Origin of the sequence: Malacoplasma iowae (genome assembly GCF_900660615.1) — a bacterium.
Taxonomy (GTDB): domain Bacteria; phylum Bacillota_I; class Bacilli_A; order Mycoplasmatales; family Mycoplasmoidaceae; genus Malacoplasma; species Malacoplasma iowae.
Genome location: NZ_LR215023.1, coordinates 272,050 through 289,314 on the forward strand (window position 1 = coordinate 272,050; position 17,265 = coordinate 289,314).

Sequence of the window (17,265 nt, forward strand, 5' to 3'; positions counted from 1 at the left end):
GGGTTGATTTTTATCTTTGAGTTAATATAATCAAAAAAATGACTGTAAATGGCGGTTTTTATGAAAAATAAGATCAAATTAATGATTGCATCTAGTATTGGTATTTCTGCAATAATGGTTCCATCTATTATAAGTTATACAAAAAATAACAATAATTCAATTGGAAATTTAAACACTTATAAAATAACAAATAATGATTTAACATCTACTAAAGATGTTAATTTTTTAGACAAAAAAAGTTTAGAAAACATTTCTACATCTATTGGGCCAATTGTTTTAAAAGATAATAAAACTATTGAAAGTAGAGATTGATATGGATATACTAATTGAACGTTAGATATTTCAACAATTGATAAAACAAATAATGGATCAATTTCGGTTGTTGATTGAGAATATTTGCAAAAAAGTGATAGTTTATTTTTAATTACATCAAATAGTTATTTGATAAAAATTAATGCTACCACTGGTGAAGTATTAGCTTCAGCTGATAAATCAAGTTCTGAAATTCAAAATGCAGATAGACTAGGCGGAATTCAATACAATGATACTTTATATGTATGAAATTCTAAAACTACATCCACTACAATTTATTCTGTTGATAGAAATACTTTGAAAAAAACAGGTACTACAAATAATTCTAATAATTTTTTAACAATGAATAAGTTACAAAAAATTATTCCAATTGATGTTGGATATAATATTGCTGTAACAACAAATGGACAAGAAAATAATCAAAATACAATTTCTAAATTGAAATTAACTTTAGTAAATGATTCATTAGAACCACTTGTTAAAAAAGAAAAAGTTGATTCAAAAGAAAATGTACAAGAATTAGAAATTGATATAACACCTGGTCTTGAATGAGGCAATATTTATATAGATGGTTTCTATAGATCATCAACACAATCAACTTTATTGTTTATTGATAATAAAATTTATGAAGTATTTTTAAATAAAAACACTCCAAATAAATCAGACATTAAACTAATTACTAATAATGATCAAGCAAACAAAGCTGAAACAACTAGTCCTAAATCATTTAATTCATCATTTATTGACTCAAATAATAATGTAATTTTTAAAAGAGATGGTGATAAGACCATTAGTAATTTAAATTCATCTAATAAAATTAGCACACCAATAGATTTAAGTAATGCTAACAATAATGATTTAAAACAGATAATTACTAATGATACTGGAAACACAAATAAACTAAAAGTTTATGGTGTACCTACAGAAGAAAGAGAAGATATTAATTCTGCAAATAATATTTATTTAGTAGATCAAGGTTCAAATTTTGCAACAGGGTTTACATCAAATATTGCAAAACCAACTAATTTTTATAATGAAAAATTAGAATTAAAACCCAATGATAATATTTCAATTACGAACCTTTTACCATCACAATTAAATATTAGTAATTTTAAAATAGTTGGAAATGGTGATCAAATAAATAACTCAAATAATGATGCAAAATTTGTTATTGATGATAGGAAAGGAGAATTATCTCTAACTTTACTTTCAACGCGTAATGCTTGATATTCTCAATTTAGCTCTGTGAAAACTAAAACATATTTGCATTATAAAAATACTGGATTTAAAAAATTAGAGGGAGCTGTTGTTTGGGCTAAACAAGTTTTCCAAAATCTTTATAGCAAATATACACCAGGACAAATAACTGAAGAACTATTAGATAAAAATGCAGAATTAATAATGCCAAGTTCTAATATTACAACATCTAATGGTTATTCAAACATATCTAGAAAATTTTTAATTGTTGAAAGAACTGACACTACAGGTTTAATTAAAGTAGAGGGCACATTTACATATACAGATAAGTACAATACTACTATTAATTACACTTTAAATCCAGAAACTTTCACTGTTAAAAAAGCGACACAAAGTGATTATAAATTTGAATTTTATGGTCAAGACTCTAATGGTAATGGACATGATAATGACTATACAAAATTACCAGCTATTGATATAAATCAAATAACAGGAAACCAAGCATTGGATAGTTTGAAAAAATATATTCCTTCTTTCATCAATCCAGATCAAGATTTATTAGCAGATGCATTCATTAAAACACAAGATTCTTATCCTATTGCAAAAGGGTTAAGAAATATTTATTTAAAAGATTGAGATAATGAAAATGGAACTGTAACTGTTGCAGTAGATTATGTTGGTTTAGATAATAAAATTCCATCAAGTTTTGCAAGAAAATTTACAGGTTTTAAAACTTTAAATCAATCTAGAATTGATTTCAAAGGTAATAAAGTTAAAAAAGAAGATGTTTCAACTAACATAACATCTTTATTTAGTAATGATACTACATATATAAACATTAAAGATGTTTATCCAGAATATGCTGATAAAATATCTGATGAGGTTAATGATTTAGCTAAAACTTATTCTGATGGAGTTGCTGCATTGGCTGCAATGGGATATTCTCCTATAGCGGAAGTTAAACATAGTGACAATGGAGCTCAATATGGTTTCTTACAAGTTGAATTAGACTATACAAGGGAATCAACTCAAGATAGAAAAAGATTACCAAAGAGTTTTCAAGATAAGTTTGGTTTAAAAGATGGAAAAATATCACAAGTTTATTTTGGGTTCTTACCAGTTAGTACAAGATTTGGTATATCTTTAAAATCTTATTATTCTCCAGAAGTTCAAAATATTGTTAATAACTATAATGTTGAGTCATTAGTTGACTACAATGATCTTTTAAAAACATTAGATTATAAAGGTTTTTTAAATGATGAAATTAAAATCCAAAATAGATCATGAGATGGTGAAAAACTTAATTTTGAAGTAACAGGAAAATCTGCTAAATATCCATCTGTTGTTTCTACATATAATTTCACAATTGATTGAGCACCAAAATTTGCATCTATTAGAGAAAGAAACTTAATATTGGCAGTATCATTAACATTAGATGGTATTGGTGTTGTTGCATTTGGTATAGGTGCATATATATTGAGAAAAAATAAAATTAGAAGATTATTGAAATAATGAATCCAAAAATATTGTCTATTTGTTTAGACAATATTTTCCCTAACTGACATGTGAAGTGCAACACTTCAATGTTACATTAAACTCTCGACTTTGAAATATAAGTTGAGAGTTTTTTGTTTTAAATATTTTCTTGATACATTTGGTAAGCTGTTTTATAACCAAACATTTTTCTTGGGATGTTGTTTACTTTTCATTCAAGAGTTTTTATTTTATCTTCACTTACTAAACTGAAGTCAGTTCCTTTTTTATATCATCTTCTAACTATCCCATTTATGTTCTCGTTGGACCCTCTTTGGAATGAAGAATAAGGTTGGCAATAATAAACTTTAAAGTTGAATTGTTTTGCAGTTATTCCCATCATTTGAAACTCTAACCCATTATCAACAGTGATGCTTTTTATTGGGAGTTTTTCATCTCGAATAATGGTATACATTTTAGCCATCATTGATCTAGCGTTTTTACCTTTTATTTTTCTAATAATTGCCAACCTTGTTTTTCTTTCTACTAATGTTAATAAGTGGTAATAACCACTTTGCCTTTTACTAACTATTAGATCAGCTTCTCAATGTCCAAATTCTTTTCTTTTGTTTATCTTTTCTGGTCTTAGACTATAAGGAATGCAGTATTTTCCATCAATTTTAGAAAATATACCTATTTTTCTTCTTTTTCCTTTAACATATTTTCTTCTTAAACAATCTCTTCTTTGTATCTTTCAAATCTTGCTATTGATTCATCTAAATACTTGCCTAGCACTTGGAACTTTAACTAATGGATAGTTTTCTTTTATTCAAAAAATTGTAGCTTCTACACCATGAGATTTAGGATTAAATTTTTGAATAAAAAGATCTGTGAAGTTTTTGTACTTCAACATAAAAAACATATGACAATTTGATTTTCTTCTAATGTATTTTTTGTGAGCATTTGATGAATAATAAATTCCTGTTGAAGATGTGTTTCTTTTTAATTCTCTTGATATTGTTGATTTGTTTTTATTTAAGATTTTTGCAATCTTATTCATAGAATATTTTTCTTTATTTCAAAGAAAATAAATTAAGCATCTTTCTTCTTTTGTTAAATGTTTATAAGTTTTCATAAGCACTCCTAATATTCATTATCTTTTTATTAGTGAACACTTACAAACAAAACAAATGAAGTGCACACTCTTTTTCGAGTGTTGCACTTCACATGTCAGTCGAGCAAAATATTGTCTATTTGTTTAGACAATATTTTTTATTTGCTTTATAAATTTTTTATTAAAAAAAGATTAAATTATTTTATTTTATGAATTATTAGTTTTTATTCTCAAAGTTGATTTTAAATTTTTGATTCTTTAAAATTTATTTTATATGATTTCTGGAGTTGTAAATAATGAATATTAAAAATAAATTTAAGTTATTAATAGCTTCTACAATTGGTATTGCATCTGCATCTATACCTTTTATATCTATAAATTCTATTGATTATAATTACACAAATAAAATTAATGAAACTATAGATTCTAATAAAAATACACTAAATGATACTGTAACAACTAATGATGGAACATTTGCTACTGAAACAGGGCTTGAAAACATTTCAACATCTATTGGTCCTATAGTTTTAAATAATGATAAAAAGACTGTAGAAAGTAGAGATTGATATGGTGCTATAAACTGAAGTGTTGATGTTAGTCAAATAGATACTGAAAATAATGCTACAGTATCTGATTGAGAATATTTACAAAAGGATGAAAATTTATATTTAATAACATCAAATAGTTATCTTATTAAAATTAATGCTACTACTGGGGAAATTTTAGCTAAAGCATCTAAAAGTGAATCAGAAGTGTCAAGCAATTCAGATAGAATTGGAGGTATTGACTACAATGATACTTTGTATGTTTGAAGTTCTAAAACGTCAAACCCTATAATCACTATTGTAGATAGAAATACATTTAAAAAAACCGGTAATCAAATAACAACAACTTCTTTTGCTGATGAAAAATTATTAAAAATTTTACCTATAGAAGTTGGATATAATCTTGCTGTTACAGCCTTAAATTCAACTAGTCAAAATGTAGAAACAATCTCATCATTAACTTTTACTTTAGTTAATGATGAAATGAAACCAATTATAAATAACAAAGATAAACCAATAACAAATGAGTTAACAAACTTTGGAACTACAGGAAAATTTACTGTTAATAATATTAATTTAAAATATGAATCTATTTTTATTGAATTTATTGAAAGAAGTCAAACGCAATCAAAAATATTATTTGTTGACAAAACAGCATATGAAATAAAAACATATAAAAATGCAATTGAAAAATCAACTGTTACAGAAATTCTTAAATCTGATCAAAACAAAACTTTTACTAATGATAAATCATTAAATTCAGCATTTATAGATGCTAATGGTTTAATTTATTTCAAAAGAAAAAATGAAACATCAATTTGAAAATTATCTACAACTAATACATTAGATGGAACATTTAATTTAAAAAATACATCAAATAGTGATTTAAATAAAATAACTACAAAAGATGATAATGATCTAATGATTTTTGGTGTTCCAACAGAACAAGATAAAAAAACTAATTCTGCTAATAATTTATTTTTAATTGATCCAAAAAGTAAATTTGCAACAGGGTCACAATCTAATGTTTTAAAGACTAATAATTTTTATAATTCACAAGTAGAAATTAAATATGTTGGAAACCAAACTAAACTTCCATCTCTTTATTCCATAAGAGATTTTCAATTATCAGAATTTGCAGATTCAATTAATTTAACAAATAATGATGCTAAATTTGAAATAGATGATAGACAAGGAAAAATAAAATTAACTATAACAGCATATCGTCAAGCTTGATATTCTTCTTTAGCAAATATTAAAACTAAAGTTAAAGTAAGATATGAAAATACAGTTAAGAAATTAGATGAATCTGTAATATGGGCAAATGACTCCATATTTAAAGGCCTTTTTGGGAATTATACTCCAAATCAAATTAATGAAAGTACATTAGAATCTAAAGGTAGTGACATTATAGTTTCAAGCAGTATTACAACAGCTAATGGGTATTCAAATATTCAAAGAAAATTTTTAATAACTAGTACTGATAATACAAATGGGAAAATAAACTTACAAGGTACTTTTACTTATACAGATAAATACAATACAACTATTGTTTATACTTTACCAGACAAACAATATACTATAAAACCAGCATCAACTAATTCATATGAATTTAAAATGTATGGACAATCAAAAACTAATAGTCCTACTGGTGATGAACAAGCAATTGATATTTCAACGATAACAAGTAGTCAAAATTTAAATACCTTAAAAAACTTTGTACCATCTCTTGTAACATCTGATCAAGAATTCTTAGCTAAAGCATTTATTGAAATTCAAAATTCTTATCCAATAGATGATGGAATTAGAAGTGTATATATAACTGAAAGAAATGATGAAGATGGTACATTGACTGTAAATGTTGACTACAATGGATTGGCAAATACCATTCAAAGTAGTTTTAAACAAAAATATACTGGATTTAAAACTAACACACAAGCACGTGTTGATTTTGCTGGTACTAAAACACCATATGATAATCTAGAAACTGAAGGTATTAAAGAAGCATATTCAAAAAATCATAGTGATTATTCTTTTATTGATATAACTCAAAATGGGTTATATCCAAATTATGGTAAAGAGATAGCTAATCCATTGGGTCAATTTTCTAATACTTATTCATCTGGAATACAGGCTCTTGCTACAATGGGATATACACCTAAAGTTGAAGTTACTACTGGTGAATCTGGTGTTGAATATGGATATGTTGAAATTACTTTAGATTATTCTGCTCCAAGTGATGAAAATAGAAAAAAATTACCTAATTCATTATTAAATAGTTTTGGGTTAAAAGATGGGAAGATAAAATCTGTCTATTTTGGTTTTTTACCAATAAGAGATATATATTGAATAACTTTAAAAAATTATAGTTCAAAAGATGTTCAAAATATTGTAACAACTTATAAAGTTGATGATGTGATTGACAACCAAATGTTAATAAATTCTCTTGAATTAAATGGATATACTCCTAATGAAATTCAAATTAGGGATAAAACTTGAGATGGTGAAAAATTGAACTTTGTTGTCTTTGCTCAATCAAATGAATATAAATCAGTTAATGGTCAATATTCATTTACAATTGATTGAGCGCCACAATTTGCAGCTATTAGAGAAAGAAATATTATTCTTGCAGCATCATTAACATTAGTTGGTATAGGAATTGTTTCTTTTGGAATTGGTGCTTATATATTAAGAAAAAACAAAATGAGAAGAATGTTGAAATAACATTCTTTTTTTGTTCTATATAATATTTTTCTAAATTTTTCAAGTTTGAAATTGAATTTTATAAACTTTACAATTATTTATGAAGTATCTAAATGGAGTTTGGAATGAACATAAAAAGTAAATTTAAATTGCTTCTTACATCTACAATTGGAGTAGCATCAATTGCTGCACCAATTCTTGCATCAAGTTTTAATGATTTTAGTAAAAATAATCTTGCTAAAAATTTTGATCAAACTATAAATAAAAATAATTTAAAAGCAACACAAAATACTAATGATGGTACTTTTGCAAAAGATACTGGATTAGAAAATATTTCTACTTCAATTGGACCAATAGTTGTAAACAAAGATAAAAAAACAATTGAAAGTAGGGATTGATATGGTTCTTTAAATTGAACTTTAGACATTTCAACATTGGATACAAATTCAAAATCAATAACTAGTTGAGAATATTTACAAGAACAAGAATGATTATTTTTAATTACTGATAAAAGTTATTTAATTAAAGTAAATACATTAACTGGTGAAATTTTAGCGAAAGCTAGTCAAACTGAAAGTGGCATTAGTGCTAATTCAGATAGAATTGCTGGGATTGATTTTAACAATACATTATATGTATGAAGTTCTTCAACACCTAACCCACAAATAACACCTGTTGATAGAAATACATTAAAATCTAGTGGAAGTAAAATTACTAGTACAAGTTTTGCTAGTGAAAAATTGCTTGATTTAATTCCTTTGGATGTTGGTTATAACTTAGCAATTAGTACTGAAAATGGAACTACAAGTTTAGAAAACATAACGAGTTTGAATTTTACATTAGTGAATGATGAGGCGACAACTTTAATAAAACCTAAAGAACAAAAACAAGAAACAACAAATAGTATTGAAAATTTTGGGCAAACTGGAAAATTCACTGTTACAGGCTTATCTGGAAAATATTCTTCTATTTTTATTCAAGCAATTGATAGAAGTCAAACAAGTTCAAAGATTTTGTTTGTAGGTAAAAATGCTTATGAAATAAGATTAAATAAAAATGATTATAGTAAAACTACTGTATCTGATTTATTTAATCAAAGTCAAAATAAAAATGGTTTTGATACAACAAATAATTTAAATTCTGCTTTTATTGATTCAAATGGTTTAATCTATTTTAAGAAAACAAATGAAAAATTTGTATGAACATTAAACACTCAAAACACTATTAATCAAGCTATTGATCTTTCTTCAGATACTAATAATGAGCTTAAAAAAATAGTTACTAGTAATAATGGAACAGATGGCCAAAGTAATACTAATGATGTAATGATTTATGGTGTACCTACAGATAAAAACCATGTTCAAAATTTAGCAAATGCTTCTTATATTGTTGATCCAAACTCTAAGTTTGCTACAGGTGCTGTAAACAATATTTTAAAAACTAATAATTTTACATCTGATCAAGTAACTTTAACTCTTTCATCATCATCAAGTAATAGAGTTCCTTCTCAATTTAGTATCAATGACTTTAAATTATCAAACAATGCATTTGCATTAAAGGCTGATGGAACAAATGAACCTAAATTTACTATTGATGATCTAACTGGTAAACTTGAACTTTCAGTATTAGCATTTAGACAAGCTTGATATTCTAATTTATCTAGTGATACTACAAAATCAATTGTTAGATACACTAATACATTTTCAAAAACATCAGATGTTGTTAAGTTTGCTTCAGATGAAATATTTAAAGCTTTATTTCAGAAAAAAACAGCAAGCCAAATAAGTGAAGCAATGCTTGCTGAAAAAGGTGAACAAATTTTAGTTTCTGGAACAATAACTGAAGGTCCAAATTATTCTAATGTTCAAAGAACTTTTTTGATATCAAATGTAGATAATCAAAAAGGGGAACTGGAAGTTCAAGCAACTTTTACATACACTGATAAATATAATACAACTATTCAATATGCCTTAGAAACTCATAAGTTTAAAGTTGAGCCAGCAAAAAGTGATGCTTATAAATTTAAATTTTATGGTCAACAAGAAAATAGTGAATCAACAACTGAAGCTATTGATATTAACCAAATACCAAATATTAATCCTACATTAAAAAATCTTGGTAACTATATTCCATCACTTGTAACTAGAGATGAAGATATCTTGGGAGAAGCATTTATTGAGGTTCAAGATTCTTATCCTATTGCAAAAGGAATAAGAACCATAACTATAGATGATGTTAATAATAATGATGGGTCATTAACAGTTAAAGTTCATTATAATGGACTTGCGCCAAATACAAAAGCTGATTTTGAACAAAAGTTTACTGGTTTTCAAACATCACAAAGTGCAGCTGTTAATTTTACAGGTAATTTAACATCATATGAAAATCTTCCTTCACAAGGGATAAAGGACGCTTATAAGGATAAAGAAAAAGAAACAAAGTTTATTGATATAACTCAACAAGGATTATATCCGGGTTATAAAACTGAATTAGCATCAGTAGATAAAGCTATTGCTAATACATACTCTAATGGAATAGCTAAACTTAGCACAATGGGTTATGACCCAAAAATAGAAGTTTCATTAGGACCAAGTGGTGTTGAGTTTGGTTATATTGAAATTACATTAGATTATGCAGCTCCATCTGAAGATGGTTCTAGAAAACCATTAAGTAAATCATTAAGAAATTTATTCAATTTAAAAGAAGGTAAAATTTCTGCAGTATTCTATGGTTTTTTACCAGTTAGTGAACTTTATTCAGTTCAATTAAAAAATTATGGATCAAGAGATGTTCAGAACATAGTTACATCTTATAGGGTTGATGATGAGATTGGCAATGATATGTTGGTTAATTCACTTGATTTAAAAGGTTATACAAATGATGAAATAACTGTAAGAGAAAAAAGATGAGATGGTGAGAAACTACATTTTTCAGTTTTTGCACAATCAAAAACTTATAAATCAGTTAATGGTCAATATTCATTTACAATTGATTGAGCACCACAATTTGCAGCTATTAGAGAAAGAAATATTATTCTTGCAGCATCATTAACATTAGTTGGTATAGGAATTGTTTCTTTTGGAATAGGTGCTTATATATTAAGAAAAAACAAAATGAGAAGAATGTTGAAATAACATTCTTTTTTTGTTTTTTTTAGCAAATTTGTGAAAATTTATTAAAAATTTGCAGACCCCCTTGTTTTTTTTTTTTTTTTTGTATACTTTATCTAAACAAAAATATGGGGAAATTTTTATGAAAAAAAGTAAAATATTAAAACTTGTTGCATTAGGTAGCATGTTTGGTGTTGTAGCTGTAACTCCAATAATAACTACCTCTTGTTCTAAGAAAAAAACTTCTACAAGTGTAGTTGTTCCAGTTGTTAAATCAACAGTTAGTTATGACGGAGATTTAACTAATGTGTTTGGAACAAATGGTACAAATGAACAAATTAAAAAGTCATTAGATAAACTATTGAACGAAAGCAAAGATTTAGTTATAGAAAATTTTTCAAGTATCAATAGTGCAGGACAAGCAAATGATTTGAAAATTGTAACTACAATAACATCAGGGGATGATTCTAAGTGAGAAAGTGAATCAGTATCTAAACAAAGTAGTAACGAACAAAATACAGTAAAAAAACTTAGTTGAGCTGGAAGAAACAACCAAGCTAATAAAAGTGAAATAATTAAATTTGATTCAATTAAAGAACTAAAAACTATTTTTAGCGGAATTAGTGGAGATGATATAGTGAAGAATGCTTTAAATAGTTTAGAAGAAAACAAAGATAATAAAATAACAACAACTCTTATTAGAAAATTAAATATAAACTTTTTTAAAGAACCAATTAAATTAAATAAAAATAATTTAGAAATCTCAATTTCAATAACAAAAAAAGATAATAAAGATACAAATTTAGATGAACAAATAAATAAAATATCTGGTAATTACATTCTAGAAATACCACAACAAAATATAAAATTTAATCCAACTTTCAAAGTTGATGTTACATATAGAGGTGGAAAGATTTTAAGTAAAGAAAATGTTGTTCTTGATTTTGCTAAAAAAGCAACAAGTTTAATATAGTTTATTAATATATTTTTAATAACTAATTTACTTTAAATAAACAGGAAATTTAGTATTTTATGTTTAATCAATAATTTTTGATTATTCATAAAGTTACGCTCGATTGACATGTGAAGTGCAACGCTCAAAAAAGAGTGTGCACTTCATTTGTTTTGTTTGTAAGTGTTCACTAATAAAAAGATAATGAATATTAGGAGTGCTTATGAAAACTTATAAACATTTAACAAAAGAAGAAAGATGCTTAATTTATTTTCTTTGAAATAAAGAAAAATATTCTATGAATAAGATTGCAAAAATCTTAAATAAAAACAAATCAACAATATCAAGAGAATTAAAAAGAAACACATCTTCTACAGGGATTTATTATTCATCAACTGCTCACAAAAAATACATTAGAAGAAAATCAAATTGTCATATGTTTTTTATGTTGAAGTACAAAAACTTCACAGATCTTTTTATTCAAAAATTTAATCCTAAATCTCATGGTGTAGAAGCTACAATTTTTTGAATAAAAGAAAACTATCCATTAGTTAAAGTTCCAAGTGCTAGGCAAGTATTTAGATGAATCAATAGCAAGATTTGAAAGGTACAAAGAAGAGATTGTTTAAGAAGAAAATATGTTAAAGGAAAAAGAAGAAAAATAGGTATATTTTCTAAAATTGATGGAAAATACTGCATTCCTTATAGTCTAAGACCAGAAAAGATAAACAATAGAAAAGAATTTGGACATTGAGAAGCTGATCTAATAGTTAGTAAAAGGCAAAGTGGTTATTACCACTTATTAACATTAGTAGAAAGAAAAACAAGGTTGGCAATTATTAGAAAAATAAAAGGGAAAAACGCTAGATCAATGATGGCTAAAATGTATACCATTATTCGAGATGAAAAACTCCCTATAAAAAGCATCACTGTTGACAATGGGTTAGAGTTTCAAATGATGGGAATAACTGCAAAACAATTCAACTTTAAAGTTTATTATTGCCAACCTTATTCTTCATTCCAAAGAGGGTCCAACGAGAACATAAATGGGATAGTTAGAAGATGATATAAAAAAGGAACTGACTTCAGTTTAGTAAGTGAAGATAAAATAAAAACTCTTGAATGAAAAGTAAACAACATCCCAAGAAAAATGTTTGGTTATAAAACAGCTTACCAAATGTATCAAGAAAATATTTAAAACAAAAAAACTCTCAACTTATATTTCAAAGTCGAGAGTTTAATGTAACATTGAAGTGTTGCACTTCACATGTCAGTTAGGGGTATTTTATGTTTAATCAATAATTTTTGATTATTCATAAAGTTACTAATTTCCTTTTTTTATCTTTAGTTAACTCAATCTACCACAGCAACAAATACTTTAAAAACACCATGCATACAATATTATTTTCTGAACTTTTATGTATTGGTATTTAGTATGTAATCTAATATATACATAAATAGAACATTATATTAATATTATTAGGTGTTTTGATATAATAATAATGCATTCAATAAAGATGCACTCTTTGCCGAGTTTAGGCTATTATCCATAAAGAGGAGAATTATACATGTCAAAATACGAAATTATGGTAGTTGTTGACGGAACTTTAAAAGAAAGTGAAGCAAAAAATACTATCAGTGAATTAAAAAATTTATTGAAAAAAACTGATAAGCTAAGTGTGACTGAATTAGGTCTTAAAGACTTATCTTATCCTATTAACAAAAAAAACAAAGCATTTTATTATGTTATTAATTTTGAAACAAGTAACGCTCCAATCATAGCAGAATTTAGAAGAGTTACTTTATTAACAAAAAATGTTCTAAGACATTTAATAATTAATATTGAAAAAGATTATAGTTATAAAGCAACTATTAATCCTAAAAAAGTTGCTAAATCTAAATTTAGAGCTGAAAGATATAAAAGAATTAAAGAAGCTAATGCTTTAGAACAAGAAAAAGTAAAAAGAGAAAAAGACAACACACCAGTTAAATTAACTGATATTTAGTTTGGAGATTATATTATGAATAAAGTATTTTTAGCAGGACGTTTAGCAAGTGATCCACAACAGTTTGTTACACAAAATGGAATTACACAATCAAGATTAAGTATCGCTTGTTCTGATAATTGAAATAAAAATGAAACATACTTTTTTCCTTGTGTTGCATGACAATCAACAGCAAACTATATAAACACTTATTTTAAAAAAGGTGATGCTGTTGTTTTGGATGGAAAATTAATTAGAAGAAGTTATATTTCAAAAGAAGGTAAAACAACTTACATTATGGAAGTTGTTATTGAAACAATCAAACATTTTGGTGGTTCAAGAAAATCAGGCATTGACCAAAGTGCCAACCAAAATTATTCAAATAAACAAAACTTTAACAATGTAAACAGTACAAATGAATTTTCTCAAACATCAATGAGTGAAGAAGATATTGATGCAATATTAAGTAATTCAAACGGTGTTGAAGATGATGAATTTGATGTATATGCTGTTGATAACAAAACAAACCAAGAAAACTCAATTCAATCAGATGATGAATATATTGATTTAGAAGATCTAGATTGAGTTAATGAACTTAAATAATAAGAAAGGCGTTAATAATGGCAAAAGAAACAAAAACAACTGCAGCTAAAACAACTACTAAATCTACTACAACAAAAAAAGCTGCTTCAGTTGAAAAAGATAAAAAAACTAATTTAAAAACTACAAAAGAAACAAAAACAACTGTTGAAAACAAAACTCCTGTTGAAACTACAAGTCCAGCACATAAACCTAAATATAACAACTATGGACAAGGTAGATTTGTTAAAAGAAAAAAATTCTGTAAATTATGTGCAAAAGGAATTTTCCATGTTGATTACAAAGATGTAGAATTAATTTCTAAATACTTAACTCATAATTTAAAAATAGCTCCTAGAAAACAAACTGGTGCTTGTGCTATGCACCAAAGAAGAGTAGCTAATGCAATTAAAAGAGCAAGAATTGTTGCATTAATACCCTACATTAAAGACTAGTTAAAAAACTAGAAACGAAATTGTTTCTAGTTTTTTGCTCGATTGACATGTGAAGTGCAACACTCAAAAAAGAGTGTGCACTTCATTTGTTTTGTTTGTAAGTGTTCACTAATAAAAAGATAATGAATATTAGGAGTGCTTATGAAAACTTATAAACATTTAACAAAAGAAGAAAGATGCTTAATTTATTTTCTTTGAAATAAAGAAAAATATTCTATGAATAAGATTGCAAAAATCTTAAATAAAAACAAATCAACAATATCAAGAGAATTAAAAAGAAACACATCTTCAACAGGGATTTATTATTCATCAACTGCTCACAAAAAATACATTAGAAGAAAATCAAATTGTCATATGTTTTTTATGTTGAAGTACAAAAACTTCACAGATCTTTTTATTCAAAAATTTAATCCTAAATCTCATGGTGTAGAAGCTACAATTTTTTGAATAAAAGAAAACTATCCGTTAGTTAAAGTTCCAAGTGCTAGGCAAGTATTTAGATGAATCAATAGCAAGATTTGAAAGATACAAAGAAGAGATTGTTTAAGAAGAAAATATGTTAAAGGAAAAAGAAGAAAAATAGGTATATTTTCTAAAATTGATGGAAAATACTGCATTCCTTATAGTCTAAGACCAGAAAAGATAAACAATAGAAAAGAATTTGGACATTGAGAAGCTGATCTAATAGTTAGTAAAAGGCAAAGTGGTTATTACCACTTATTGACATTAGTGGAAAGAAAAACAAGGTTGGCAATTATTAGAAAAATAAAAGGGAAGAACGCTAGATCAATGATGGCTAAAATGTATACCATTATTCGAGATGAAAAACTCCCAATAAAAAGCATCACTGTTGATAATGGGTTAGAGTTTCAAATGATGGGAATAACTGCAAAACAATTCAACTTTAAAGTTTATTATTGCCAACCTTATTCTTCATTCCAAAGAGGGTCCAACGAGAACATAAATGGGATAGTTAGAAGATGATATAAAAAAGGAACTGACTTCAGTTTAGTAAGTGAAGATAAAATAAAAACTCTTGAATGAAAAGTAAACAACATCCCAAGAAAAATGTTTGGTTATAAAACAGCTTACCAAATGTATCAAGAAAATATTTAAAACAAAAAAACTCTCAACTTATATTTCAAAGTCGAGAGTTTAATGTAACATTGAAGTGTTGCACTTCACATGTCAGTTAGGGAAAAAACTAGAAACGAAATTGTTTCTAGTTTTTTATTGTTATAATATTTCATGTGTTAATAATATAATTAACTTTTTCTCCATATATTTTTATATATGGTATTTTGAAAGGATTATAAGCTATGAATAATAACGATAAAATTCATTCAGGTTTAGAAAATTCAGTTGTTGAAATTGAAAGAATTGTTTTATCACATGCAATGCATCCAAGAGGTGAAAATGTTGATGAAATATTTTTGCAATTACAAAGTGATGATTTTAGCGAATATAGAAATAGGAGTATTTTTATAGTTATTAATTCACTTAGAGTAGATGGTAAAAATACAGATTTTTTAAGTGTTTTAACTTATTTTGAAAATAACCCTGAAATTCAATTTGCTAATTTTAAACAATATGTAACTGAGGTTTATAGTCTTTATTCTTATCAAACAAACATTTTACAATTTATTGAGATTATAAAAAACAATTCCATTGAAAATAAAATCAAAGAGTTTGGTCAACTATTAACTGGTACAAAACTAGATGTTATTTCATCAAAAGAAAAACTTTGAAATCTTGAAAGAGATTTTTTAAATATTACAAGCAACAAAAAAAGTAAAGAAATATCAGTATTAAAAAGTGTTTTAAAAGAATATCAAGCAAAACTTAATGAACTTAGAAACTTTAAACAAGAATTAACAGGAATTTCATCAGGTTATCCAACAATCGATAGATTCACTAATGGTTTTCAAGGTGGAGATTTGATAATTTTGGCAGCAAGACCTGGTATTGGTAAAACAGCTCTTGCAATTAATTTCTTAGTTAATGCTGCCAAAAAATTAGTTTCAGATCAAAAAGAAATAGAAGAGCAAAAAGAAGACACAGCTGAATTAAACGAAAAAAGAACACCTGGTGTTTTAATGTTTTCTATGGAAATGTCAAGTTCACAAGTATGTCAAAGAATTTTATCATCTTTATCATTAGTTAATGGTGGAACTTTTAAAACTGGTGGATTTACAAATTATGAATGAGCAAGTGTTTTAACATCGATTGATTTTGCTAACTCACTTCCAATTTATATTGATGACACTGGTGATTTATCAATTATGGACATTCAGTCAAAAATAAAACAAATGTCAAATGATAAAGATATAAAATTAGTTGTTGTTGATTATTTACAGTTATTAAAAGGTAGTACAAAAAATAACCAATTAAATAGACAACAAGAAGTTACATTAATATCAAGATCACTTAAAAGTATTGCTAGACAATTTAATATTCCAATTATTGCAATAGCACAACTATCTCGTAAGATAGAGGAAAGAAGAGGAGATAAAAAACCAATGCTTTCTGACTTAAGAGAATCTGGTTCTATTGAACAAGATGCTGATTTAGTTTGTTTTTTAAATTATGTTATTAATGAAACTCAAGAAAATAAAAACCCAATTAATCAGCCATATAATAACAATAGTTCAAGTGTAACTTCTGATGATGTTTTGGTTGAGTTTATTGTTGCTAAAAACAGAAATGGGTCAACTGGATCAACAAGTTTAATGTTTAAAAAAGATACAAGTTTATATCTTGATTTATTCACTACATTAAATCAAAATGATGAAGAAAGTAAAAATAAAATGAATTAGTATAAATAATGGCCATATTAATAT

General features: G+C 26.0%; 10 protein-coding genes and 1 pseudogene. 10 read left to right on the plus strand and 1 reads right to left on the minus strand.

The genetic code is table 4. The features are described 5' to 3' along the window. The first annotated feature begins 60 nt into the window (after nt 1–60). Nucleotides 61–3,021, plus strand: a complete 2,961-nt coding sequence (locus EXC57_RS01060; protein ID WP_129692529.1) for a lipoprotein 17-related variable surface protein — start codon at nt 61–63, stop codon at nt 3,019–3,021. A 121-nt stretch (nt 3,022–3,142) separates the two neighbouring features. On the opposite strand, the gene EXC57_RS01065 is transcribed toward EXC57_RS01060, so the two are convergent. Beyond that, complete coding sequence (locus EXC57_RS01065) at nt 3,143–4,117, minus strand: IS30 family transposase (protein WP_129692514.1); 975 nt, start codon at nt 4,115–4,117, stop codon at nt 3,143–3,145. Nucleotides 4,118–4,392: 275 nt separating this feature from the next. Here EXC57_RS01065 and EXC57_RS01070 point away from each other — a divergent pair, with 275 nt between their 5' ends. The 9 genes and pseudogenes from EXC57_RS01070 (at nt 4,393) to dnaB (ending at nt 17,241) form a co-directional block, all read left to right on the plus strand. After that, entirely contained in the window at nt 4,393–7,365 is a 2,973-nt protein-coding gene (locus EXC57_RS01070; protein WP_229503183.1) for a hypothetical protein, read from the plus strand. 104 nt (nt 7,366–7,469) lie between these two features. Continuing rightward, entirely contained in the window at nt 7,470–10,478 is a 3,009-nt protein-coding gene (locus tag EXC57_RS01075; RefSeq protein WP_004024956.1) for a hypothetical protein, read from the plus strand. Between the two features lie 118 nt (nt 10,479–10,596). After that, on the plus strand, nt 10,597–11,427 hold the full coding sequence (locus tag EXC57_RS01080) for a hypothetical protein (RefSeq protein WP_004024957.1): 831 nt from the start codon (nt 10,597–10,599) through the stop codon (nt 11,425–11,427). A 202-nt stretch (nt 11,428–11,629) separates the two neighbouring features. Further along, complete coding sequence (locus EXC57_RS01085) at nt 11,630–12,604, plus strand: IS30 family transposase (protein ID WP_129692530.1); 975 nt, start codon at nt 11,630–11,632, stop codon at nt 12,602–12,604. A gap of 370 nt (nt 12,605–12,974) precedes the next feature. Further along, nucleotides 12,975–13,412 (plus strand): 30S ribosomal protein S6, encoded by a 438-nt coding sequence (gene rpsF / locus EXC57_RS01090; protein ID WP_004024836.1) that lies wholly within the window; start codon nt 12,975–12,977, stop codon nt 13,410–13,412. Between the two features lie 15 nt (nt 13,413–13,427). Beyond that, complete coding sequence (locus tag EXC57_RS01095) at nt 13,428–13,994, plus strand: single-stranded DNA-binding protein (RefSeq protein ID WP_004024837.1); 567 nt, start codon at nt 13,428–13,430, stop codon at nt 13,992–13,994. A gap of 227 nt (nt 13,995–14,221) precedes the next feature. After that, nucleotides 14,222–14,425 (plus strand): annotated as a pseudogene (rpsR, locus tag EXC57_RS05305) (30S ribosomal protein S18); the annotation flags it as partial. 141 nt (nt 14,426–14,566) lie between these two features. Further along, nucleotides 14,567–15,541, plus strand: a complete 975-nt coding sequence (locus tag EXC57_RS01105; RefSeq protein WP_129692495.1) for an IS30 family transposase — start codon at nt 14,567–14,569, stop codon at nt 15,539–15,541. Nucleotides 15,542–15,744: 203 nt separating this feature from the next. Then, complete coding sequence (dnaB, locus tag EXC57_RS01110; RefSeq protein ID WP_004025303.1) at nt 15,745–17,241, plus strand: replicative DNA helicase; 1,497 nt, start codon at nt 15,745–15,747, stop codon at nt 17,239–17,241. Nucleotides 17,242–17,265 lie beyond the last annotated feature (24 nt).